Source organism: Ruegeria sp. N8 (genome assembly GCF_056531325.1).
Genome location: NZ_JBQFLQ010000016.1, coordinates 1 through 21181, shown reverse-complemented (window position 1 = coordinate 21181; position 21181 = coordinate 1). Strand labels below are relative to the sequence as shown.

The 21181-nt window shown below is 55.3% G+C and carries 18 protein-coding genes and 1 pseudogene; 8 read left to right on the top strand and 11 right to left on the bottom strand.

What is annotated here, in order from left to right; genetic code table 11:
• The first annotated feature begins 124 nt into the window (after positions 1-124).
• From gntH to ACR0C5_RS18790, 4 genes are all read left to right on the top strand, one after another.
• Entirely contained in the window at positions 125-1456 is a 1332-nt protein-coding gene (gene gntH, locus ACR0C5_RS18805; RefSeq protein WP_480878399.1) for a guanitoxin biosynthesis MBL fold metallo-hydrolase GntH, read from the top strand.
• A gap of 64 nt (positions 1457-1520) precedes the next feature.
• Positions 1521-2330 carry a hypothetical protein gene (locus ACR0C5_RS18800; RefSeq protein WP_480878397.1) on the top strand — a complete coding sequence of 270 codons (810 nt, stop codon included), beginning with the start codon at positions 1521-1523 and terminating at the stop codon, positions 2328-2330.
• Positions 2236-4050, top strand: coding sequence for a hypothetical protein (locus tag ACR0C5_RS18795; protein ID WP_480878395.1), 1815 nt, complete (start codon positions 2236-2238; stop codon positions 4048-4050). The genes ACR0C5_RS18800 and ACR0C5_RS18795 overlap by 95 nt, the downstream gene beginning before the upstream one ends.
• A gap of 4 nt (positions 4051-4054) precedes the next feature.
• Complete coding sequence (locus ACR0C5_RS18790; protein ID WP_480878393.1) at positions 4055-5314, top strand: HupE/UreJ family protein; 1260 nt, start codon at positions 4055-4057, stop codon at positions 5312-5314.
• Positions 5315-5470: 156 nt separating this feature from the next.
• Here ACR0C5_RS18790 and ACR0C5_RS18785 read toward each other — a convergent pair whose 3' ends face one another.
• Positions 5471-5812: a 5-carboxymethyl-2-hydroxymuconate Delta-isomerase gene (locus ACR0C5_RS18785; RefSeq protein ID WP_480878391.1), complete on the bottom strand. Its 342-nt coding sequence runs from the start codon at positions 5810-5812 to the stop codon at positions 5471-5473.
• A 683-nt stretch (positions 5813-6495) separates the two neighbouring features.
• Between ACR0C5_RS18785 and ACR0C5_RS18780 the strand changes: the two genes are divergently transcribed.
• Positions 6496-6756 (top strand): hypothetical protein, encoded by a 261-nt coding sequence (locus tag ACR0C5_RS18780; RefSeq protein ID WP_174839534.1) that lies wholly within the window; start codon positions 6496-6498, stop codon positions 6754-6756.
• A gap of 70 nt (positions 6757-6826) precedes the next feature.
• Here the strand turns inward: ACR0C5_RS18780 and tcuB are convergent, their stop codons facing one another.
• The 3 genes from tcuB to ACR0C5_RS18765 are packed head-to-tail and all read right to left on the bottom strand — an operon-like array spanning position 6827 to position 9982.
• Positions 6827-7906 carry a tricarballylate utilization 4Fe-4S protein TcuB gene (gene tcuB, locus ACR0C5_RS18775; RefSeq protein ID WP_480878389.1) on the bottom strand — a complete coding sequence of 360 codons (1080 nt, stop codon included), beginning with the start codon at positions 7904-7906 and terminating at the stop codon, positions 6827-6829.
• Positions 7896-9290 carry an FAD-dependent tricarballylate dehydrogenase TcuA gene (tcuA, locus tag ACR0C5_RS18770; RefSeq protein WP_480878387.1) on the bottom strand — a complete coding sequence of 465 codons (1395 nt, stop codon included), beginning with the start codon at positions 9288-9290 and terminating at the stop codon, positions 7896-7898. Before tcuA ends, tcuB begins: the two co-directional genes overlap by 11 nt.
• 11 nt (positions 9291-9301) lie before the next feature.
• The gene (locus tag ACR0C5_RS18765; protein ID WP_170356258.1) at positions 9302-9982 is read right to left on the bottom strand and encodes a GntR family transcriptional regulator; all 681 of its coding nucleotides are present in this window, start codon (positions 9980-9982) and stop codon (positions 9302-9304) included.
• Positions 9983-10060: 78 nt separating this feature from the next.
• Between ACR0C5_RS18765 and ACR0C5_RS18760 the strand changes: the two genes are divergently transcribed.
• Positions 10061-11125 carry an AbrB family transcriptional regulator gene (locus ACR0C5_RS18760; RefSeq protein ID WP_170775665.1) on the top strand — a complete coding sequence of 355 codons (1065 nt, stop codon included), beginning with the start codon at positions 10061-10063 and terminating at the stop codon, positions 11123-11125.
• Here the strand turns inward: ACR0C5_RS18760 and ACR0C5_RS18755 are convergent.
• The 5 genes from ACR0C5_RS18755 to ACR0C5_RS18735 form a co-directional block, all read right to left on the bottom strand.
• Positions 11094-12074, bottom strand: coding sequence for a D-2-hydroxyacid dehydrogenase family protein (locus ACR0C5_RS18755; protein ID WP_480878385.1), 981 nt, complete (start codon positions 12072-12074; stop codon positions 11094-11096). The two genes, ACR0C5_RS18760 and ACR0C5_RS18755, sit on opposite strands and share 32 nt — an antisense overlap.
• A 14-nt stretch (positions 12075-12088) precedes the next feature.
• The gene (locus tag ACR0C5_RS18750; protein WP_170775669.1) at positions 12089-12307 is read right to left on the bottom strand and encodes a hypothetical protein; all 219 of its coding nucleotides are present in this window, start codon (positions 12305-12307) and stop codon (positions 12089-12091) included.
• Between the two features lie 51 nt (positions 12308-12358).
• On the bottom strand, positions 12359-13447 hold the full coding sequence (locus ACR0C5_RS18745; protein WP_480878382.1) for a 4-oxalomesaconate tautomerase: 1089 nt from the start codon (positions 13445-13447) through the stop codon (positions 12359-12361).
• 88 nt (positions 13448-13535) lie between these two features.
• Positions 13536-15566: a tripartite tricarboxylate transporter permease gene (locus tag ACR0C5_RS18740; RefSeq protein WP_480878380.1), complete on the bottom strand. Its 2031-nt coding sequence runs from the start codon at positions 15564-15566 to the stop codon at positions 13536-13538.
• A 79-nt stretch (positions 15567-15645) separates the two neighbouring features.
• Positions 15646-16734 carry a tricarboxylate transporter gene (locus ACR0C5_RS18735; RefSeq protein WP_480878378.1) on the bottom strand — a complete coding sequence of 363 codons (1089 nt, stop codon included), beginning with the start codon at positions 16732-16734 and terminating at the stop codon, positions 15646-15648.
• 139 nt (positions 16735-16873) lie between these two features.
• Between ACR0C5_RS18735 and ACR0C5_RS18730 the strand changes: the two genes are divergently transcribed.
• Together ACR0C5_RS18730 and ACR0C5_RS18725 are read left to right on the top strand one after the other, a co-directional pair.
• Positions 16874-17542 carry a response regulator transcription factor gene (locus tag ACR0C5_RS18730; RefSeq protein ID WP_170775675.1) on the top strand — a complete coding sequence of 223 codons (669 nt, stop codon included), beginning with the start codon at positions 16874-16876 and terminating at the stop codon, positions 17540-17542.
• Positions 17539-18921, top strand: a complete 1383-nt coding sequence (locus tag ACR0C5_RS18725) for a sensor histidine kinase (RefSeq protein ID WP_331252153.1) — start codon at positions 17539-17541, stop codon at positions 18919-18921. The genes ACR0C5_RS18730 and ACR0C5_RS18725 overlap by 4 nt, the downstream gene beginning before the upstream one ends.
• An 867-nt stretch (positions 18922-19788) precedes the next feature.
• On the opposite strand, the gene ACR0C5_RS18720 is transcribed toward ACR0C5_RS18725, so the two are convergent.
• The gene (locus ACR0C5_RS18720; protein ID WP_170775679.1) at positions 19789-21078 is read right to left on the bottom strand and encodes an L-fuconate dehydratase; all 1290 of its coding nucleotides are present in this window, start codon (positions 21076-21078) and stop codon (positions 19789-19791) included.
• Positions 21075-21181: pseudogene (locus ACR0C5_RS18715) on the bottom strand (2-hydroxyhepta-2,4-diene-1,7-dioate isomerase); the annotation flags it as partial. The pseudogene ACR0C5_RS18715 and the gene ACR0C5_RS18720, both read right to left, overlap by 4 nt.

Here is a 21181-nt window from a genome sequence, read left to right as displayed (position 1 = left end):
ACTCACCGTGAGTCACTTACATGCATTATCGATAAGTGTCAGTGTGATAGAGATAACAGCGGGCTGATGTGCACCCTGGCGCTTCTCTCGCTTGCCACGTCACTAAGCGATTGGAGGACGACACATGGCCTGTCAAATGAACTACAGAAGACTGACTAAGCATTTCGCAATTGGTGTGCTTTTCGGCGCTTGGGCTGTTTCTCCACAAGCTGTCACTGAAGCAGTCATCGAGTTAATTGCCCCTTCGGCAGCATACGCGCAGGAAACAGAAGAAGTCTCACCGACAATGGTCCGTGATCGCCCGCGCGATGTGTACTACCCCAACACAGAAGATCTCGCTGAAGATGAAATGCGGGTCATCGCGTGTGGAACCGGAATGCCGACAACGCGGGCTGCTCAGGCTGCTGCGTGTTTCCTTGTGGAACTGGGCAACGGAGACAAGTTCTTGTTCGACATTGGCTCGGGATCGGCCGAGCGAATTTCTTCCCTGCAAATCCCGTACAATTATTTGGACAAGGTCTTCATCGGTCATCTTCACACTGACCATTTCGGCGCGTTGCATGACTTGTTCATCGGCGGCGCATTGATGGGGCGGAATGTTCCGTTGCGGGTTTGGGGCCCAAGCGGTCCCGTGGAAGAGTTAGGGACAGCCTATGCGCTTGAAAACAGGCGACGGATGTTGACCTGGGACCTCGCCGCGCGTGCTGGCAATACTGATTTTCGCGGATACAGCTTGGAAATCAACGAATTCGACTACAAAGGTGAAAACCAGGTGGTCTACGAAAACAATGGCGTAACGATCCGCTCCTTCCCAGCAATCCACGCGATTGATGGTTCGGTTAGCTATGCTTTGGAGTGGAATGGGCTGAAGTTTGTCTTCAGCTCGGACACCTATCCGAACAAATGGTTCAAGGAGTACGCAAACAACGCAGATCTCGCGATTCACGAGTGTTTCATCGCCGTACCTGAACTGGTCACCAAGATGAAGTTTACACCTGAGTCGGCACTGCTGGTTGGGACCCAAGTCCACACAGCACCTGAAGCCTTTGGAAAGGTAATGAGCGACATCCAACCACGAATGGCCGTTGCGTATCACTTTTTCAACGATTTCGACACCGTCAACTCGGTCTACCAGCGTATTCGGTCAACTTACGACGGCCCGCTCAGTCTCGCAGACGATTTTATGGTTTGGAACGTCACCAAGGACGACATAACCATCCGCATGGCCGCAACTGAAGAAAGAACTTGGGCACCGCCTTTGGCTGCTCCGGCGCAGGCACCGGACATGCAGGATCGGGTTAATTTCTCTGAAAAAGCTGGTGTGCCGCAAGATGTTCTCACGTTCTCAGAGTTCACACTCGGGGGTGTTGACGACGTAGATGACGTTTTGCGTCCGATCTACGAGGAGGCGTCAGAAGTGTTGGGCCAAGAGTTCCCGTATCCGGGCGATGAATAAAGTCAAATTTGACCGGCGCGTCTTAATAACGCGCCGGTTCTTTTAATTCTGATCGGAAATCTCTATGCAACATACCTCATTGATTACTCGCTATTTGGTCTGCGTTGGATGGTCGCTTGTCGCTATATCCAACGCAGCAAACGCCCAGTCACTTGCGCGTTCTGAAGATGATGACCGCAGTTGGCGACACTCAATCACGCCCTATTTGTTTCTTCCGCTCAGCACGACGGGCACATCAACTATAGATGGAACCAGCGTCGATTTAGACTTGAACCTGAGCGAGGTGCTGGACGTGCTGCAAGGTGCAGCTTCAGTACGTTACGAGGGCTGGAACGGCGACTTCGGGATCATTTCAGAAGTTTACTACGTAAAGCTTGGCGGAGATGGAACTCTACCTGGTGGCAGGGTGGACGTTGATGTTGATGTCCGGCAGACCTTTGCCAACGTGCAGGGCGCTTACCGGTTTGCGAACGGGGTTAATACTTCGGGCCAACGCTATGCCGCGGATGCCGCAATTGGTGTTCAGTGGAACCGGATCAAACAAGAAATCGACTTAGCAGGCCCCGGCCCAGGTATGACGTTGGGTGGGACAGAAGAATGGCTCGAGCCAATGATCGCAATTCGATATATCTCGGAAATCAACGACAAATGGAATTTCGCCAGCCGGGCTGAACTGAGTGGTTTCGGTGTGAATGGCGATGACCTGCAATACCTGGTTGTGGCTGGGTTTGACTGGAAAGGCTGGGAAAACACGTCTCTGCGGTTTGGCTATCAGTTCTATGGAATCGACTTTTCCACCGACCGTTCGGATGGGGAGTTTGCCTATGATGTGGACCAGAATGGTATCTATGCTGCCGTCGCGTTTCATTTCTAAGATTGGCGAATACAGCAAAGCATGGGTTCGGTTGGGCTCAGTACTTGCGAGTCTTGCGTTTGGGGCAAGCCAATCGATTGCGGACCTCGTGTCCCCCTATGGCGGGGAAACGGCGCCGAACTTTGTTGAGCTTTCGGTGCAGTCTGATCATGTGCGGGTTCTCCTTGAGGTCGATTTGAACGACTATCCCATATTCGTCATTCCAGATGATGGTTCGGGAACGTCACTGGCTGGGCGTACGGGGCAAAACCTTCAGATCTGGGCAGACGAAGAGAAACTGATCAGCACAACGAATACGATTGATGTGCGCCCCAGAATTTCTCGGCAAACGGCAGCGAGCGCTCTGTATCGACCGCGACCGCGTAGCGAAAATGTCGTCTACGTGGACATGGAGTTTCCGTTCAATGGCAAGCCGGAACAGATCACGTTCATTCCCCCCCTAAGTCCAGACGGGATTCCCTTGGCTTCACTTGGTGTTGTGGCCGAGCACATGGGTGTTCCGGTGACAGACTATCGCTACCTTTCTCAGGCCGAAACGATGCTGCCAGATTGGGATGATCCTTGGTTTAGCAAGTTTGAGAATCCAAACCTTACCCGTCACCACAAATCTCCGATGATGTCGTTTCTGGCCATGGAGCCGCGTGTCGTCCGGCACGAGATCATATTGCGCTTGAAAGACTATGAGACTTGGGCGGAGTTGGACTTTGGAGATGCTGACCGACTGACCAGAGATGATGTCATCAAGATCAAGTCTGACGTCTCGGACTTTTTTGAGACGAGAAACCCTCTCGCCGTCGATGGCAAGCCGATGAAACCGGAAACGGTGCAGGTCTCGCGTATCAAAGTTGGTGCCGAAGGTTTGCGTGTTCTTCCGGATCAAGCCGAGGCAAACCGAAAGACGATGTTACTGGGCGTCGTCCTTTCCTATCCGGTTTCGACTTTGCCGAACCGAGTTGATCTGGCATGGGAGCTTTTCCCAGTTGGTTTGGATGTTATTCCGATCACCCTTTCAGATCCGGCAGGGGCGGTCCCCTCGCAGATTTATGCATCCGATCCCGTTGTAAGTTGGAACAATTACCTGACAACTTGGACCAACCCAAAGACAAGCCCAGTCGTCGTCAAAGTCGCGGCTGCAACACAGGTGCCCTCGCTTGCGTTCGGCTTAGGTTTTCTGTGTTTGATATGCGCCTATTTCTCGTTGCAGCGCACAAACGGCCAGCGTCTGATCTTGCTTGGCCTGACCGGGGCATTCGGTGCCGCCGCGATTGTCACATACTCGCTGAACAACCCGTCGTCAGCGCCTGAGTCGGATGAAATCGCATCGCGTCAAGTCGTGGAAGGGCTGGTGGCCAATATCGGAACCACGATGCTTGAGACGCGGGATGATAGTGCATTAGCGGCGATGGAGACATATGTCGAAGCAACTAATCGCGTCAAGGTTCAAGCAGAAATGCGTCGTGGTTTGTCAGTTACGTTACCCTCTGGCGCCATAGCTCGCGTCGAAGCGATTTCAGACCTGAATGTCGAGAGTTTCACGCCCGGCGAAGAAAGAAATCGGCATCAGGCCCTGGCCAGTTGGACAGCTCGCGTAAGCGGAGGTCATTGGGGGCACCTGCATAGGCAAGCGGTTTCTTATCGAGGTTTGCTCGACGTTTCGCGGCATGGCGACCATTGGATGCTTGACGACCTGACGATTATCAGCGCCAAAACAGGAGGGTAATTCAGTGGTTGTCGCCAGGTTGTTTTTTGCCACGTTCCTGTTTTCCGTGATCTTTTTGTGTGCAGGTAGAGCAGAAGCGCATTTCAATCTAAACCAGAATGTTCGCATTCACCATGTGTCCCACTCGGAAGATGGCCTTGATGTCTATTTACGCCTTCCGATGCCTTATTTGGTGGCGGAACTCGTCGGTACCGAGGGCCCGGACGGTTTGCCCAAACCAGCTCCATACACATACAATCAGATCGAAGATGGCGTGCTCATGCACTACTTGGATCAGGCCGCGTTGCACAAAGATCCAACCGGCTTGGCTCGTATTGCTGAAAACGGCCTTGTGCTGTCTATCGACGGTCATCGACAAACCCCCGAAATCGTCTCGATAAGACTGCATCCTTTGGGGCAGGAACCTGGATTTGCTACGCTCAATGAGGCGCGCTCGGCACTTGCGCCTAGGGACGTTTTTACAATCAATGAGGAGATTTATGTTGGCGAGGTGATGGTTGACGTGCACCTGCGCTTTGTGACGGGAGAGGTAGGAGCATACAGTTTGTCATATACGTCATATCCGGGGCTTCCTGGACAAGATGATACGGCGAACCTAATCCTCGACTATAACGGGCAGGATGTTCGAACATATCGTGCGCGGGGTTTGATGCATACCCCGGTCGAAATTTCCGGATCAGCGACCGCAGCCGTTTCGACCTTTTTTGCTGAGGGAATTCGGCACATTTTGGAAGGTCCCGATCATGTTCTGTTTGTGCTTTGCATGATCATCGGTGCGCTAAACTTGCACAGCCTTCTCGCCCGCGTCACAGGCTTTACCTTGGGCCACACGGTGACACTGATTTTGGGTTTTTTTGGTTTCACGCCGAGCGGAGCATGGTTCATCCCAACCGTCGAATTGGCAATAGCGCTTTCGATAATCTACGCAGCTGCAATGGCGGTTTGGCCACCTGAGAAAGGACATGGCGACCTGAAGGCCTTTGCCATCACGTCCGGGATTGGTTTGCTGCACGGGTTCGGCTTCTCCTTCATGTTGCACCAAATTCTACGTGTCGATGCACCAAACGTTTGGCACAGCTTGCTAGCTTTCAACGTTGGAGTAGAGGTTGGACAAATCATGATCGTTTTATTGGTCTGGCCGTTGGTTTTGTTGCTGCGCAAACAACCAGGGCGTATCTGGGTTGGTTCTCGCACTGTTGTTGCTGCGTGCGCAAGTCTGGTCGCAATGGTTTGGGTAGTGGAACGGGCAGAGTTTTTTCTCTGACCACTAGTATGAGTATGTTGTGGGGCTTTGAACAGTATGCGGACCTTCACTTAGATTTGTTGAACGTCAACTTCGTTCGCGCAGCAGACATTCACTGAATTCTGCCGAACGTATGCACCGAGCCCATTGCTGCCAAGCTTCGGCATCAGCCAGGGTTTACAGTAAGCGCTTAGCATACGAGGCAAGAGTCATTTCGACGTCTTGAACCGTTATGCTCCCAACATCAGGGAGAACCTTCCTCAGTAAATCGGCAATTGTTGTGTTGAGTTGTGCTCGGGTCAATTCGTCGCGACCGTCCATAAGTAAGAGAGTTGCATGAACGAACGTCTGAGGTTCGGTCCCAATACGGAAGAACTCCACTGAAGTTGCTCGAATTTTTATTGTTGGTGGATCAAATACATCCTGATCAGCGAGGACGTCAAACAATTGGTCGCACACCGACTGAATATCATAAGTTTTTTCAATACCTTTAGAAAATTCCATCGAAACGTGAGGCATGAAGAGTCCTTTTGCTATGAACGACCATCTGTAGAGTCAGCTTGACCGCAGAAATACGTTTACCCTGACAGATTGCACTATGACATCAGAAACGTCCGCAAAGTCCGCAAAGTGGCCGCTCACGAAGTTTCGACGAACGACCGCCCTGAGCCCCCAGCCGACTTGCCAATTTCTCGCTAAGCGCGTTCGCAGCACGAAAATCGCTGCAAGTGCGCTGTCTTCGGTACTGCAACGCGACGAAGATATCCGCCGTTCGTAGGCGGTGCTGAGAAATTTGGAGGCCAAAGATCAAGTTGCGGGACACATTAGACTTTCGCGACTGCACAAGGCGTGACCGCTTAGCGCCTGTCTTCGACCTTGGCGTTGGGATATCTAAATTCCCCCAGCCCTAATTTAGCTTATGCTTCCCAAGGAGGCTTCCTGAGTGCCAGATCATAGCTTCCCTCGATCAAGTCGAACTGCACATCCCCTTTGTCGTAAACACTCTTGCACCGTACCTGCTGACCGATTTGCTGCAGCCGATTATTCCAGCAAACAGGCGTGTCGTGAACCTCTCATCTGCCGCACAAGCCCCGGTGAACATCAGGGTCATGCAGGGCAACGTGCCGCTGGCGGATATGGAAGTCTATTCTCAGAGCAAGCTGGCGACCCGGGAATGAGCCAAATCCCAAGCTGATGCGCCTGTGATGGTCGCGGTAAATCCCGGATCACTTTTGGCCTCGAAAATGGTGCAAGAAGGCTTTGGCGTTGCCGGGAATGGCATGAACATCGGTGCGGATATCCTGATCGAGGCCGCCCTGGGCGCGCGGTTTGCTGACCCATCAGGGGCCTATTTCGACAATGACAGTGGCGCTTTCGTAAACCCGCATGCCGCAGCACTGGACATAGATCACGTTGCCGACGTCATGAGCACCATCAGAGAATTGATCGCCCAAACGGGTTGAGCCAACCTGCGATCGCATCGAAATGCGCTTCAATTGCGACTTCTTTTTCTCCTTTAGCGCTAGAAATTTACTAGCAAACACCTGACAACTCTCTCTTCCGCTGCGCGTCTCTGACCAAAGCCGCGAGCCGATAGAAGCCATGAGCCATCTTAGTGTAGGGCGTCAGCAGGAAGAATGTCAGAACCGATCCAAGGTGGATGGCAAGCAGCGCGGGCATCAGAATAGTCGAACCAAGGGCGTAGAGGACCAGCCCGCTGAGGCCGACAAAACCGAGTAACAGGATAAAACCGATGTCCCCACCCCATGCATACGGGTCGCCAAGCTCGCGATCCGACTTTTGCTTAAGCAGAGCCATCGCTCCACAACCCACTGTCAGCAACACACCGCCCGAAATCCCGAACAGTTTTGGCAACGACCAAAACCCGTAGGGCGCGTGCAACCCAAACCCGTAGTGCAAAATCGTCGCCACCGAGGTCGACGCAAAGCACAGCAGGAAGCCGTACATGATGGCTTGGTGAATGTGGCGTCGGGCCTGACTGAACCGGTCTTCGTCCTCGAAATTGCAACCCTCGCCGTGGCCTGCAGCCAAGTCCTGCATCTTGCCAGCGCGTTTGAACGCAGCTATCAGATCAGACATTTGGATAGGTTTGCCACCAACCTCCGTCCAATAGCGCCTCAGGCTGATAGCCAAGCTAAAGAGTGGCAAAAGGAATGCGGGCGCAAAGATTGCGACCATCGCATTGTGGGACAGGACGGTATAGAACCCCTCTCCTCCGCTTGATCCGATGGCACGAATTGCCCAGAACAACAGGGCAAATCCGATTACAAGCGCCAAGGCTATGGCCCCGCCGTGTGTGTGAAACCGGCGCGCCAGAGGCTGCGGCCAAGCGAAGCTTTCCCAGCTGTCCCGCCGCACTTCGGCCAGAGCTTTCGGCAGGTTCAGGTCAAACTCGTGCGGAGCTGTGTACTGACAGGCGTAGTAGCACCCCCTGCAGTTGTGGCACAGGTTGGCCAGTTGCGTGATGTCCCCATCCGAGAACGCGCGTTCCGCGTGCAGCGACGGGAAGACCGAACAATAACCCTCGCAGTAGCGACAGGCGTTGCAGATCTCTGCCTGACGGCGGGCTTCTTGAATAAGATCAGTTTGCATAGGCTGCAGCCTCACGTCCTGCGATACGTCCAAAAACGGTTCCGATGGTCATGCCGAAGCCGGCCAGATACCCCTGCCCCAGGATCGAACCCGCCATCGTCTCGCCCGCGGCCCATAGGTTTTTGATCTTGCCGCTGGGAGTCGAACACTGAGCCGTATCGTCGACCTTCAGGCCCAGATAGGTGAAGGTCACACCGGTGCGTAGCGAGTAGCCATAAAATGGAGGCTCGATGATCGGACGAGCCCAGTTGGTCTTGGGTGGCGTCAGACCCGAGGTTGTGACCCCGTCCAACTCAGTTGGGTGAAATCCACTGGTGTCGCCGCATGCATCGTTGAATTCAGCAACGGTCGCCTTCAGCTTGTCGGCGGGCAGGTCCATCATTTCAGCCAGCTCTTCCAAGGTGTCCGCCTTTAGCGGAGGGAACACCGAGGGCATGAACAGGTTCAGCGACTTCGCATCGATGATCACATAGCCTACCTGATCCGGTTGCGCGGCAACCAGACGCCCCCAAATCGCATAGCGTTTGGGCCAGACGTCTTCGCCCTCGTCATAGAACCGCTCGGCATTCTTGTTCACGACGATTGAAAACGGCACGCAGTCTAAACGGGTGACGATGCCGCCGTCGAACTTCGGCGCCCGCCCGTCAATGGCGACGGCGTGGCATTGGGTTGGATCGCCAACGCTCTCGACGCCTTGATCCAACAGATCAGCCAGCACAACCCCCCGGTTATAGGGCGTCCCCCGGATCAGGAAGTTCTTTGCTGGCTCGCCCCATGCACGGGTGAGCCAATCCGTGTCGCCCTGAAACCCGCCCGAGGCAACGATGACGGCCTTGGGCGTGATGTGATGAGATTGGCCTTCATAGGTGTAGTCGACCCATTCAATCTGGTCGCCGTTCAGCTCAAGATGCGTCACGGTAGCTTCGTAAAGAACATCCACGCCCAAAGCTGCCGCTGTGCGGTAGTAGGCGTTCACCAGAGACTTCCCGCCCCCCATAAAAAACGCGTTGGTCCGCGCCAGCGACAATGTCCCGGACAGAGAGGGTTGGAACCGCACGCCGTGTTCTTCCATCCACGGCAGGCATTCCTCGGAGGTTCGGATCGCGAGGCGAGCAAGATGTTCGTCGGTTTTGCCGCCAGTGACCTTGAGCAGATCTTCAAGATACTCATCTTCACTATATTCTTCGATCAGAGGGCCCAGAGGAGCACCATGCATACAACGAAAATTGCGCGTATGGCGTGAGTTCCCCCCACGATAGGGTTTTGGTGCCGTCTCGAGGATCAGAACACGGGCGCCTGCCTCGGCAGCAGTCATCGCCGCGCAAAGGGCTGCATTCCCACCGCCGATCACAGCGATATCATAAGCTTCCTTTTGGGTTGCCATATCCTGTCTACCTATTGATTTTCATCGGTTGTCCGGTCGCGTTCTTGCAACGCCCGAATACGCATCCGTTGTGCGGCCTGAATATGCGCGCGCATCTCTGTTTCAGCCGCTGCACCATCGCGGGCCTTTAAGGCAGCCATGACACGCTTATGCTCTGCCACTGCTGTCTCGGCCCGATCACCGTCCAGCAATTGAGATGGCCCAAGGATCAACAGCGCTTTTTGCAAAGACAACATAGACTTGGCAAGAAACCGATTCTTTGCCGCATCCAAAAGTGTGGCGTGAAAAATCCGGTTGATCCGAGCCGCCTCCGAGCCGGTGCCTGCCTCGGCCAAGCGATCGTTCAAAACGCCCAACTCGTCCAATTCGACATCCGACGCAGCACGCGCTGCTAAACGGGCCGCAGTTCCCTCGAGCACCGCGCGCATCTCATAGAGTTCCATTACTTCTGCGTAATCGAGGCTGCGTACGGTTGCGCCCTGCCGGGGCACATGAGTGACTAGCCCGTCGGCCTCCAACTGACGGATAGCCTCCCGCACCGGTGTGCGGCTGACCCCTAATCGTTCTGACAGCTCAATCTCACGCAGGCGTTCGCCAGGCAGCAGTGTGCCCTCGCGAATCTCGTCCAGTAAGCGCTGATACGCAGAATTGCCTTGTGGGCCAGGCTGTAAGGGGTCGTCTTGAATGGTCATCGAGCACTCACTTGTCTTCTTGCGTCCAGTTGTATACATTTGGATACAAAGCGAGTCAATATTGTTGGAAGCCGCGCCTTGCCCACCCAAGACAAAACACCTTCTCTCCTGACAAAGCGGGCCGTAACACTGGTCCTTGCACTGCTGGGCACCGGCATTTTTTGGGCATTGAATCTGCCGCTACCCTTTCTGTTCGGCCCAATGAGCGCGTGTCTCATAGCCGCCCTGGCGCATGCCCCAATGGAAGGTTTTGGTCAGGTCTCGGTTGCAGCGCGCACCATACTCGGCGTTGCAGTTGGGGCTTCGATAACCCCTGCCCTGTTTGTAGAATTGCCGAAGATGGCGGCGTCTATCGCACTGGTCCCGATCTTCATCCTGCTGATCGCGTTGGTCGGAGTGCCTTTCTTTCGCAAGTTTTGGGGGTTTGACTCCACGACGGCGTTTTACGCTGCCATGCCAGGCGGACTGCAGGACATGATCATTTTTGGAACCGAAGCTGGCGCCAACCCGCGTACGCTATCCCTGATCCACGGTACGCGCGTGCTGATCATCGTAACGCTGGCCCCGCTGTTTCTGACGGTGTTCTACGATGCTCAACTCACCAACCCAATCGGAGAGCCTGCGCGCGACCTGCCGATGCATGAGTTGGCGCTGATGGTACTGGCCGCCCTTATAGGCTGGAAAGGCGGTGAGCGGATCGGACTGTTCGGGGCATCTATCCTCGGCCCAATGATCCTGACGGCAGCCCTATCACTGGGGGATTTCATTCATACCCGACCACCGCGCGAGGCCATCCTTGCAGCGCAATTCTTCATTGGCTGTGGGATAGGCGTGAAGTTCGTGGGCGTCACTTGGGTCGAACTCCGCCGGGTGGTTGCAGCGGGCGTCGCCTATGTCATCGTCCTTGCGATCCTCGCAGCCGCTTTCACTGCTGTTGTCACCACGCTGGGCTTCGGTCAACCGGTCGAGGCTTTCTTGGCCTTTGCCCCCGGCGGACAGGCCGAGATGACAGTGCTGGCCATCGTTTCGGGTGCGGATCTGGGCTTTGTGATCACCCACCATCTGACAAGGATCGTGCTGGTTATCATCGGCGCGCCTATAGCGGCCAATCTTATCCTGCGCTGCTCCAAACCTCGGGGTTGATCATGTGAATAGGGGCACCTTCAGCATAGGCGTTCACCTGATCGAAAATATCTGCGAATTGCAGGTCGAATTCGTCCTCAGTCACAAAACCTATATGCGGTGTCGCAATCAGGTTCGGGTGCGATAGCAAAGGGTCATTCGGGTCGGTGAGCGGCTCGGTATCGAAGACATCAATTGCGGCCTTCCCCGGGCGACCGGCGTTCAGCGCATCCAACAAAGCACCCGGAGCGATCAGCCCGGCCCGGGAGGTGTTCACAAACATCGCGCCCGGTTGCATCTGCGAAAAATCTGACGCTGTGATGATACCGTTCGTGTTGGGCTTCAGGCGGACGTGGACTGAGACAACATCGCAGTTGGCAAAGAACGCTTCGCGGCTTGTGGCAATCTGCACGCCGTCGGCCTGCGCGCGTGCCCGGCCTTCATCCGAAGACCACCAGACAACATTCATCCCGAATGCCTCGGCATAGCCAGCAACAGCGCGGGCTATACGGCCATATCCATACAGCCCCAACTGCCGCCCTCTCAGGGTCTTGCCAACCCCGGCCTGCCAATGCCCCGCTTTGACTGATGCCATCTGCGCAGGCAAGTCGCGCATCCCGGCCATGATTAGTGCCCATGTCAGTTCGGCTGCGGCATATGAGGGCGTCCCGCCATGCATGTTCGAACACAGCAGCACTCCGTTATCCGAGCATGCCTGCACATCGACGTGCGGATACACGCTGCGCTGGCTGATCACTTTCAGGTTTGGAAGATTTTCTATCAGATCGCGGGTTATCTTGGTACGCTCGCGAAACAAAACCAGCGCCTCAGCCTCCTGCAAGCGTGTGGACAACTCGCTGGTATCTTCGACATGATCTTTCCAGACCTTCACATTATGGTCCGACAGTTTTCCGAAACAAGGAAGGCCCTGCAGTGTGTCAAACCAATCATCCAGAATATGAACTTTCATCGACTTCCTATAGCCTACTCGGTGCTCAGTTTTCTTGGCGTCGGCACAAAATTAAGTTTGTCGAGTGCTTCAAGCGCATTGCGAACGCGTTCGCGTTGATCCAGCAGATGGTTGAATTGCTCATCACACCCGGCAATTGGCGTTGGGTATTCCGCGATATCCTTTCGCAAAGCCGACTGCGCCAGCCTGAGTTCCTGACGCGCGATATCAAGGCATTCCGAATAGTCGTCCATCGTGATATCCTCATTATGTATACTATTGTATACCAATTAGAGGTTCCCACTTCAACTACCGTTCCACGCGGATTCCGGAACATAAACATGCCCATCCGCCAATTTACGCGCAGTCCTCACCAAACCGGCAGAAATTACGTTGAACTCCCCGTCATTCGAGAAGTCCACCAGAACGTCGATCTTGCCTGAGGCATGCTCCAACACAACTTCTGCCGGGCTTGAATCCGGGCGATCAAGCAACCCGTCGGCGACGGTTCCGGGCGTCAAAGCGCAAGATGCCATGCATTGCGCGCCCGTGACGGCCATTGTCGGGTGAGTTTTCCATGGCATGAAATACCGAACCGCAAGGGTTCCACCTTCTCTGGCGGGTGCCATCAGGCCGAATTTCGGAGTAACCGATTTCGATACGTCCCCCATACCCATCCGTTCCCCGGCTTCGATCCGCACGGCCTCCATCCGATCAAAGAAAGCAAGGTTGGCATCCAGCTCTTCGGCGCTTTCATATCCTGTCAGTCCAAAATCGGCCGCCCGGGCTATCACCATCGGCATAGCGACATCCATGCACGTCAGCTCGATCCCCTGCACTGTGTCGCGCAAATTTCCAGTGGGCAGAAATGCACCTGTTGCCGAACCCACAACGCCCATGAAACTCAGTTGTACCGGTGCAGAGTGACCGGGAACTCCGGCGATTTCCGCATCGCCCTCGTAGACCAACTCACCGTCCGGGGTTTGCACTTTGGCAACGACACGGGCGCCTGTATTAACTGCGCGAATGCGAATCTCGGTCACGTCGCTGGTGGGCTGAAACAAACCCATTTCGATCGCAGCTGGACCGACTCCTGAGAGGATGTTTCCGCAAGTAGGTTTAAAATCAACCAGCTTCTCATCAACAGAAACCTGCGCGAAGAAATAGTCGATATCCGCCCAGTCGTCTTCGCTGACGGATAACATCGCCACTTTGGTCGTCACTGCGTTTCCACCACCGATCCCATCGATATTGAGTGCTTGTCCAGCCCCGAGGGCAGCGACAAGAACATCGGCCAAAGTGTCCAAATTTTCGGGCAGATCAGAGCGCCGAAAATATGGCCCTCGGGACGTGCCACCGCGCATGAAAACATATGGGATTGCTGTCTGGGTCATTGCGAACCCTCCTTTACAAACCGTTGAAGTTTATGATTTCAGCCCCGCCCGGCCCGCCAAATTGGCAGGCCGGGCAGCCGTGGAGTGCCTACTTGAGCGGCCATGGCAGGTTCACCATGTCTTGCAGCAGACCTGGCGGGAAATCCCGGTTCAGGGCACCGGCCATGAAGCACATGAAACCGATGCCGCAGGCCGTCAGGAGCAGCGTCATCTGCCAACTGGACCCGGCGCGAATGCGGAAGAATGCGATCAGAAAACCGATCAGGGCGAGGATGAATCCTACAACCCATGTGGCCGCGATCAGACCTGCAAACCATGCGAGGGTCGACCAAAGTCCATGCGGCGCGCTCGCATCCTCACCGGCGAGTTCTTTGTCAGCAAAGATCGCATCGCCCTCGGGACGCCGCATCATTTGGATCAACAGGATGACGCAGCAAAACAGCGACACGCTGCCGATCACCAGCGGGATGATCTTGTCGGTCATGTTGTAGTCAGGGATCATGTTGGCATTGATCAACGCCACGATCAGGTAAGCCATGATCACCAGCAGGAAGATCAGCGGCGCGCGCTTGCTGCCGGATTTGACCTCACCTTCGGCCATGATCATCTTGGCTTGACGAATGCCCAGAATAACCGAAACCACGGTGACCACGATCAGTACGATAACGATCGGGCTGAAGACATACTCCATCCCCTCACCAAAGCTTTTGCGGAAGCGGAAAGAGGCTATCTGGAACGCCTGGTTGGTGAACTTCTCAACCGGGTTGGACAACACGAACCCAATCAGAAAGGCCGGGCGCGACCAGTCGAAACGGCGCAGGAAAATGCCGATCAGACCGATGACGAACAGAGCCAGCAGGTCTTCGAAATTCTGACCGGACTGGAACGCCGCAAAGCTGATCAGCATGAACAGGAACGGCGCCAGATAGGTGAAACGGATCGTGGTCAGCTTGGCGATCCCGCCCGAGGCAGCGATACACAGGATGGTGCCCACTACGTTGGCAAGAGCCAGCAACCAGACAATCGAATAAGTGATGTCGAGATTGTCCTTGAGCATGCTAGGCCCGACCTCGATATCGCCAGATCCCAACAGTGCGACAGCGCCGATAAAGATCGCCATTGAACCCGAGCCAGGGATACCAAACAGCAGCGTTGGAACCAGCCCCCCGCCCTCCTTGGCGTTGTTCGAGCTTTCCGGCCCGATGACGCCTCGCACTTCGCCCTTTCCGAAGTTGCTTTTGTCTTTTGTCGATTGAACCGAATGGCCATAAGCGATCCAGTCAACAACCGAGCCTCCGAGGCCGGGAATAACACCAACGACCACGCCAATGATCGAACAGCGGACCGACAGCCAAATGTTCGCGGCCCAGTCTTTGACGCCATCCAGCCAACCGGCCCCTAGCGAAGCGCCCTTGGCAATGGATCGGTCTTGTCGCAGCAGCGAGACGATTTCGGGCACCGCAAAGATACCCAAGCCAACGATGACCAACTTCAGACCATCGGTCAGGTAAGGAATGTCATACGTCGCCATACGCAGCGAACCGCCTGCGTCCGCCTCGCCAATCGTACCGACCATCAGGCCCAACCCTGCGGCGGCGACACCCTTCAGCGGGACACGCCCGGCGAGGATAGCGACCATCGACAAGCCAAGAATGGTGATCATCAGCATCTCGGGCAGACCGAATGCCAGAACGATGGGCCGCGCGATCAGGATAAACATGGTCAGAAATGTTGCGCCGACCAAACCGCCAAACAGCGATGACGCAAAGGCCGCTGACAATGCCCGCGCGGCCTCGCCCTTTTTCGCCATCGGGAAACCGTCCAACACCGTCGCCTGTGAGGCGGAACTGCCGGGGATGCCCATAAGAACCGAAGCAAAGGTGTCAGAGGTTGGAACAACGGCGACCATCCCGATCATCAGCGCCAACCCAAGAATAGGGTCCATGCCGAACATGAAAGGAAGCAATAGGGACAGACCAGCAATACCGCCAAGCCCGGGGAAAACACCTACTGCCAGTCCCATAACGACACCGAGAACAAGGTACCCCAGAACAATTGGTTGCAGGATCAGACCCCACGCATCACTGAGCGCAGGAAGAGCGGTGGCGAAAACCTCCATAGCGGCCGCCTTTCATAAATTGTCTTGTGTTTGGAAAAGCGCGCGCCCGACATTGGGGCACGCGCAGTGGTGTTTGGGCTTAGTTCAGCTCGACACCATAGGCTTCTTTGAGCCAGTTCAGGACATAGGCCTTGGCGTTGTCGTCGACGTTTGTCGCAGTTTGCAGCGCCGACTTGGAGCCGTCACCAACAAACACAGGATATTTGCCCACGCGCTTCGAGGAGATGTCGGCAAAGTCGCCTCGCTCGGTCACAGCTTGGAACGCTGCGGTGTAGGCATCGACCACTTCCTGAGGCGTGTCACCCGGCAGGAAGGCCAGCTTCTGAACCGGGAAACCAGCCACAAAGAACGCTTTCCACGCATCCCATGCCTCACCGCTGGTTTCACAGCCATCGGTCGCTTCGCATACTTCTTTGAATGTCGGGATGTCCGGGAAGGTCGGGTCGCGCACGATGTTGCCGTTCGCATCCAGAGCACCCCAAGTCATCATCGGCACAGCCTGACCGGATTCAACCAGAGGTGCCGATCCACCCAGATAGCCGGACGAGGTCTGATAATCGATGTTGGCTTCACCCCGCTCGAACATCAGGCGACCATCGCCACGGCCTTTGATGCCAAAAACAGGCTCAACATTCATGCCCAGCATTTGCCACGCCAGCAGCGGTACAAGGTCAAGGCGTGTCGCGCCCTGCGAACCGTAAATAAAGTTTGTGTCTTTCAGCGCGTTCGCAGAGCCATCAAACTTTGCTCCGTCTTCGGCGTTCAGATAGGCAACACCACCCGTTCCTGACGCCATAACCGGGATCCAATCGTTGTACTCGTAGCGCACGCGAGGATCGCTCAGCAGATATGGGAATTGAGTTGAACCAGAGGTGCCAAACAGCAGCGTCCCGTCGTCATGGCTCTGCTCCTGAAACCAGTTTGCGCCTTTGGTCGAACCAGCGCCCGGCATGAATTTCACGACAACTGTCGGTTGACCCGGTAGAGCCTCCGACAGAAGCGGCGCAAAGAAGTTGGCCCATTTGGCAGACCCGCCCGTTTCCGAGAACGGGATAACCCATTCAACGGTCTTGCCGGAGAAATCGACCTCGGCAGCGGCAGGTGCGGCGATACCGGCGGCGGCGATCAGCCCCACGACGGCCCGACGGGTGAAGTTGGAAATGGTCATTGGTTCCTCCCTGTTGACCAGACAACCACGCCAGCGCCCTCTGCACCACCGTGATCGCAAATAGAACTGTGGGGTTGATTCCCCATCCCATCTGGCAATCATGGAGCGCCAACCTTGCGCGAAACTTGCAGGAGCCCTGATGCGGATCGTCATCGTCGAAGACAACGAGACCCTCGCCAACGCTATTGCCTATCGTCTGCGTGACCGCGGTCATGCGGCAGAAGTGCTTTCGGATGGCGACGAGGCTGACTTGTATCTTGCGCAAGAGGGCGCCGACTTAGTTGTTCTGGATATCAATTTGCCCGGACAGTCAGGGCTAGAGATCCTGAAATCTCTTCGTAATCGTGGTGACAGCGTACCGGTGATCTTGCTGACGGCACGTGCCGAAACAAGCGACCGGGTTTCCGGGTTGGATATGGGTGCAGATGATTATCTGGTTAAGCCATTCGAAATGGACGAGTTGGAAGCACGCATCCGGGCGCTTTCTCGACGCAAAGACCTCGACTACGGAGCAAAAGAGAGCATCGGCGGCCTGGAATTCGACCGCGCTGCACGTCAGGTAAGTGTGCAGGGCAATGTTATGGATATCCCGCGGCGGGAAATAGCTGTGCTTGAATGCCTGTTAGAGCGTAGGGGCAGAATTGTGCCCAAAAGCCAACTTACAGATTATGTCTATGGCGTGGGTGCCGATGTCGAGGCCTCGGCCGTTGAACCTCATGTATCTCGGCTGAGAAAACGTCTTCAGGATCTCGGTATTAGAATAAAGACTGCCCGAGGTCTGGGATATCTGCTTGAGGTGCAGAAGTGATCAATCACGGCTCGCTCAGGTTAAGACTTTTCATTCTTATCCTAACCCCTTTGGTACTAATTGCAGCCTTGCTTGGTCTTTGGCGCTTTATGATTGCACAGAATACGGCGCAGGAATTGTTCGACGACAGCCTGTTATCTGCTGGCCTAGCCATATCGCGAGATGTTGCGATTTCGGGGGGTGATGCGCTGTCACCAACGACGCGCAGCATGATCCGCGACGCGTCGGGCGGAGAGATCTTTTACCACGTAACAGGCCCCGGCGGCATCTATGTGACTGGCTATGCGTACCCTCCGGCCGCCACAAACCCATCTGCTCAAGAGGTGTACAAACCGCAGTTTTTCGAAGCGCTCTACCGCCAAGAACCAGTGCGCGTTCTTAAGATGACGGAACGCGTGACCATAGACAATCTAATCGGAGATGCGACAGTTACAGTTTGGCAACGCATGGCGGATCGCAATGCGTTTGCGAATGAATTGTCTATCCGCGCAGGAATTCTGATGGGCGTTCTGCTGGCCACCCTCGCTATTGTGGTGTGGTTCGGCGTCGCTCGTGGCCTTAGGCCGTTGTTGGATTTGCAGGACGCAATAGACCTGCGTTCACCAGATGACCTCAGTGAGATCAAGCGCGCTGTCCCAGTCGAAGTTCAAGGAGTTGTCAAAACCTTGAACCGGCTTTTTGGACAGGTGGAAAACAGTATCAACGCCCATCAAGTGTTTATTTCCGAAGCTGCACATCAGCTGCGGAACCCAGCGGCCGCCGTGCAGTCGATGGCCGAAGCGCTGCAGGACGCGAAAACGGATGGCGACCGAGAAAAACGCATCTCCGAGCTTGTTGCGGCTGCAAAAAACTCAGCGACGGTGGCGGAACAGCTGTTATCGCTTGAAAGGCTCAGGCAGCCGACGCACGAAAATCAAATGGTTGAAATTGACTTTCGCTCGGTCGTGGAAGAAGCCTGCGCTGAGATGGGAGTTAATATCCTTGCAAAGGGCATCGAGTTTGATGTCACGATGCCTGAGACGGCGGTCACGGTGTTCGGCGACCGTGTCTTTCTGATTGAGGCTCTAAAGAACCTCCTGGATAACGCGGTCAAACATGGTGGCCCAAAGTTGAGCCAAATCTCAGTTGTGCTGCGGTGTGACGGCAAATGCGTCAACCTAACTGTGACCGACGATGGTGCTGGCCTTTCACCAGACCAAAGCGAAGCGGCATTCAATCGGTTTTCTCAGTTGGAGTACTCCGAGGGCAGCGGGTTGGGGTTGTCAATCGTCTCTGCAGTGGCGCGGCGCCACGGAGGAATGGTCGAAATCAACCTAGTCGAAAGAGGAGCGAGCATTACGCTTGAGCTCCCCATAGTCCTGGACCGTTCTTTCGATTGACCGCGTCGGGCTCTAACCAGTCCTTCGCTACACTTGCCCAAACGCGCCCCCAACCAGCCAGCATCAGCGACCCACGTCAGCCCTCTGGAACGACGCGTCAGCGGTCGTTTCAGCACCAGTGGGCTGTTGATCTAGCGGTCTAGGTCGCGCCCGTTAACCACCTCTCTAGCGGTTATAGAGCCCCGAATTCGCCCCAATTTCTCGGGCTTAGCTGAAAAGCTGAGTCTAATCATTGGTCGGCAAGGAATCCTACCACCCCAACCAGTTCATCGGAACATGGAATGACATTCGGCTCTTGGGGTTGAACCTTCCGAGAAATGCCCCGGTTTATGCCACAGTGGTTGCGGGTGTTTAGGGTGCGTCCTCAGAGATCGTTGATACGGAATCGCCCGATATGTTTTTGTATTCAGCCGCCATCTTATTGAACAGATCCAAGTTCACATGGGCTTTCCAGCGACCATAAGGCCGCAGAGTAGACAGGTAACCCGAGATGCTAACCGGGCCTAAAGACTCACCTAGGAACGCAGCGCTGGCAAATGTCGTGTCAACTGTAGCCAGCGAAAGCGTCTCATTCAGCGCAGCCTCTTCGCTCAATTGCGAGGGTGGGCAGACCTTCAACATGAAACGGTCGATGGTCTTTTCTTACAAAAGCTCGGCGACACGCACAGCCGCTGTAAGATATGGTGTTGAAGCCCCGTGGACACGGCCAAAAACGCAGAGTCTTCTTTACCAGACCAGCCTTTTCTCCGAGTGCAAGAACACGGGCGATCCCAAAGGCCGTTTTTCAAAAGTTCATCCTTAGGAGCATTTCCTTCGGGTTGCTTGAAGACCTTCGCCGGTCTACCGAACTCGTTCAGACCTTTGCATTTATTCCGCCGCCTGTTCCGCTGAAAAACGGAAATCTTCGATGGTTTCGGGTTTTATTTCGATCGAGAACCCTGGCTTTTCCGGCGCCATATAGGCCCCGTTTCTCACCACACAGGGATCGACGAAGTGCTCGTGCAGGTGATCGACATATTCGATCCGCTTGCTGTCTTTCTCGCCCGAGATCGCGATGTAATCGATCATCGACATATGTTGGACATATTCGCACAGACCCACGCCCCCGGCATGGGGCCAGACGGGCAAGTTGTATTTCGCGGCCATCAGCATGACGGCCAGAACCTCGTTCAATCCTCCCATCCGACAGCTGTCGATCTGAACGATGTCGATCGCGCCTTCTTTGATGAATTGTTTGAACATGATCCGGTTCTGGCACATCTCACCCGTCGCCACTTTGACCGGCGCAACCCTTTCGCGGATTTTCTTGTGGCCAAACACGTCATCGGGGCTGGTGGGTTCTTCGATGAAGTACGGGCTTGCAAAGGACAGGGCCTTGACCCAGTCGATGGCCTGATCCACTTCCCATACCTGATTGGCGTCGATCATGATGTTTATGTCTTCGCCTAGAACCTCGCGGGCGATGGTCAGACGACGGATGTCATCGTCAAGGTCGCGGCCCACCTTGAATTTGGTGTGGGTAAAGCCTGCGTCCTTGGCCTCCTGACACAGGCGGCGCAGCTTGTCGTCGGGATAGCCCAGCCACCCGGCCGAGGTTGTGTAACACGGGTAGCCTTCGGCTTTCAGCTTGGTGATGCGGTCGTCTTTGCCCGGCGCGGCGGCGCGCAGCATGGCCAGCGCTTCGTCCGGGGTGATCGCATCGGTCAGATAGCGAAAGTCGATCAGGCGCACGATATCTTCGGGGGACATGTCACCCACCAATTGCCAGACGGGTTTCCCCGCCTCTTTCGCCCACAAATCCCACGCCGCATTTACCACCGCGCCCGTAGCCAGATGGATCGCACCCTTGTCCGGCCCGATCCAGCGCAACTGGCTGTCTCCGGTGATATAACGCCAGAAGCGGCCCATATCTTCGGTGATCCATTCCAATTCCAAACCCTTGACCAAAGCGCCAAGCGCTTTGATCGCGGCCACGCAGATCTCATTGCCGCGCCCAATGGTGAACGTGAGGCCGTGGCCCTCATGCGCACCATCGGTTTCCAGCACCACATACGCGGCGGAATAGTCGGGATCGGGGTTCATCGCATCCGATCCGTCCAGACTGTCCGAGGTCGGAAAGCGCAAGTCTTCGGTTCGAATGCCGGTGATGCTGGTCATGCGCTGGCCTTTACATCCTGCCGTTGCACGCCCAGTCCTTCGATCCCCAACTCCATCTTGTCGCCGGGCTTCAGATAGGTTTGCGGGTTCTGTCCCATCCCAA

Coding starts and splice junctions, on each gene's coding strand:
- gntH (WP_480878399.1), top strand. CDS start 125: ATGGCCTGTCAAATGAACTACAGAAGACTGACTAAGCATTTCGCAATT.
- ACR0C5_RS18800 (WP_480878397.1), top strand. CDS start 1,521: ATGCAACATACCTCATTGATTACTCGCTATTTGGTCTGCGTTGGATGG.
- ACR0C5_RS18795 (WP_480878395.1), top strand. CDS start 2,236: ATGGAATCGACTTTTCCACCGACCGTTCGGATGGGGAGTTTGCCTATG.
- ACR0C5_RS18785 (WP_480878391.1), bottom strand. CDS start 5,812: ATGCCTCACGTTTCGATGGAATTTTCTAAAGGTATTGAAAAAACTTAT.
- tcuB (WP_480878389.1), bottom strand. CDS start 7,906: ATGCAAACTGATCTTATTCAAGAAGCCCGCCGTCAGGCAGAGATCTGC.
- tcuA (WP_480878387.1), bottom strand. CDS start 9,290: ATGGCAACCCAAAAGGAAGCTTATGATATCGCTGTGATCGGCGGTGGG.
- ACR0C5_RS18765 (WP_170356258.1), bottom strand. CDS start 9,982: ATGACCATTCAAGACGACCCCTTACAGCCTGGCCCACAAGGCAATTCT.
- ACR0C5_RS18755 (WP_480878385.1), bottom strand. CDS start 12,074: ATGAAAGTTCATATTCTGGATGATTGGTTTGACACACTGCAGGGCCTT.
- ACR0C5_RS18750 (WP_170775669.1), bottom strand. CDS start 12,307: ATGGACGACTATTCGGAATGCCTTGATATCGCGCGTCAGGAACTCAGG.
- ACR0C5_RS18745 (WP_480878382.1), bottom strand. CDS start 13,447: ATGACCCAGACAGCAATCCCATATGTTTTCATGCGCGGTGGCACGTCC.
- ACR0C5_RS18740 (WP_480878380.1), bottom strand. CDS start 15,566: ATGGAGGTTTTCGCCACCGCTCTTCCTGCGCTCAGTGATGCGTGGGGT.
- ACR0C5_RS18735 (WP_480878378.1), bottom strand. CDS start 16,734: ATGACCATTTCCAACTTCACCCGTCGGGCCGTCGTGGGGCTGATCGCC.
- ACR0C5_RS18730 (WP_170775675.1), top strand. CDS start 16,874: ATGCGGATCGTCATCGTCGAAGACAACGAGACCCTCGCCAACGCTATT.
- ACR0C5_RS18720 (WP_170775679.1), bottom strand. CDS start 21,078: ATGACCAGCATCACCGGCATTCGAACCGAAGACTTGCGCTTTCCGACC.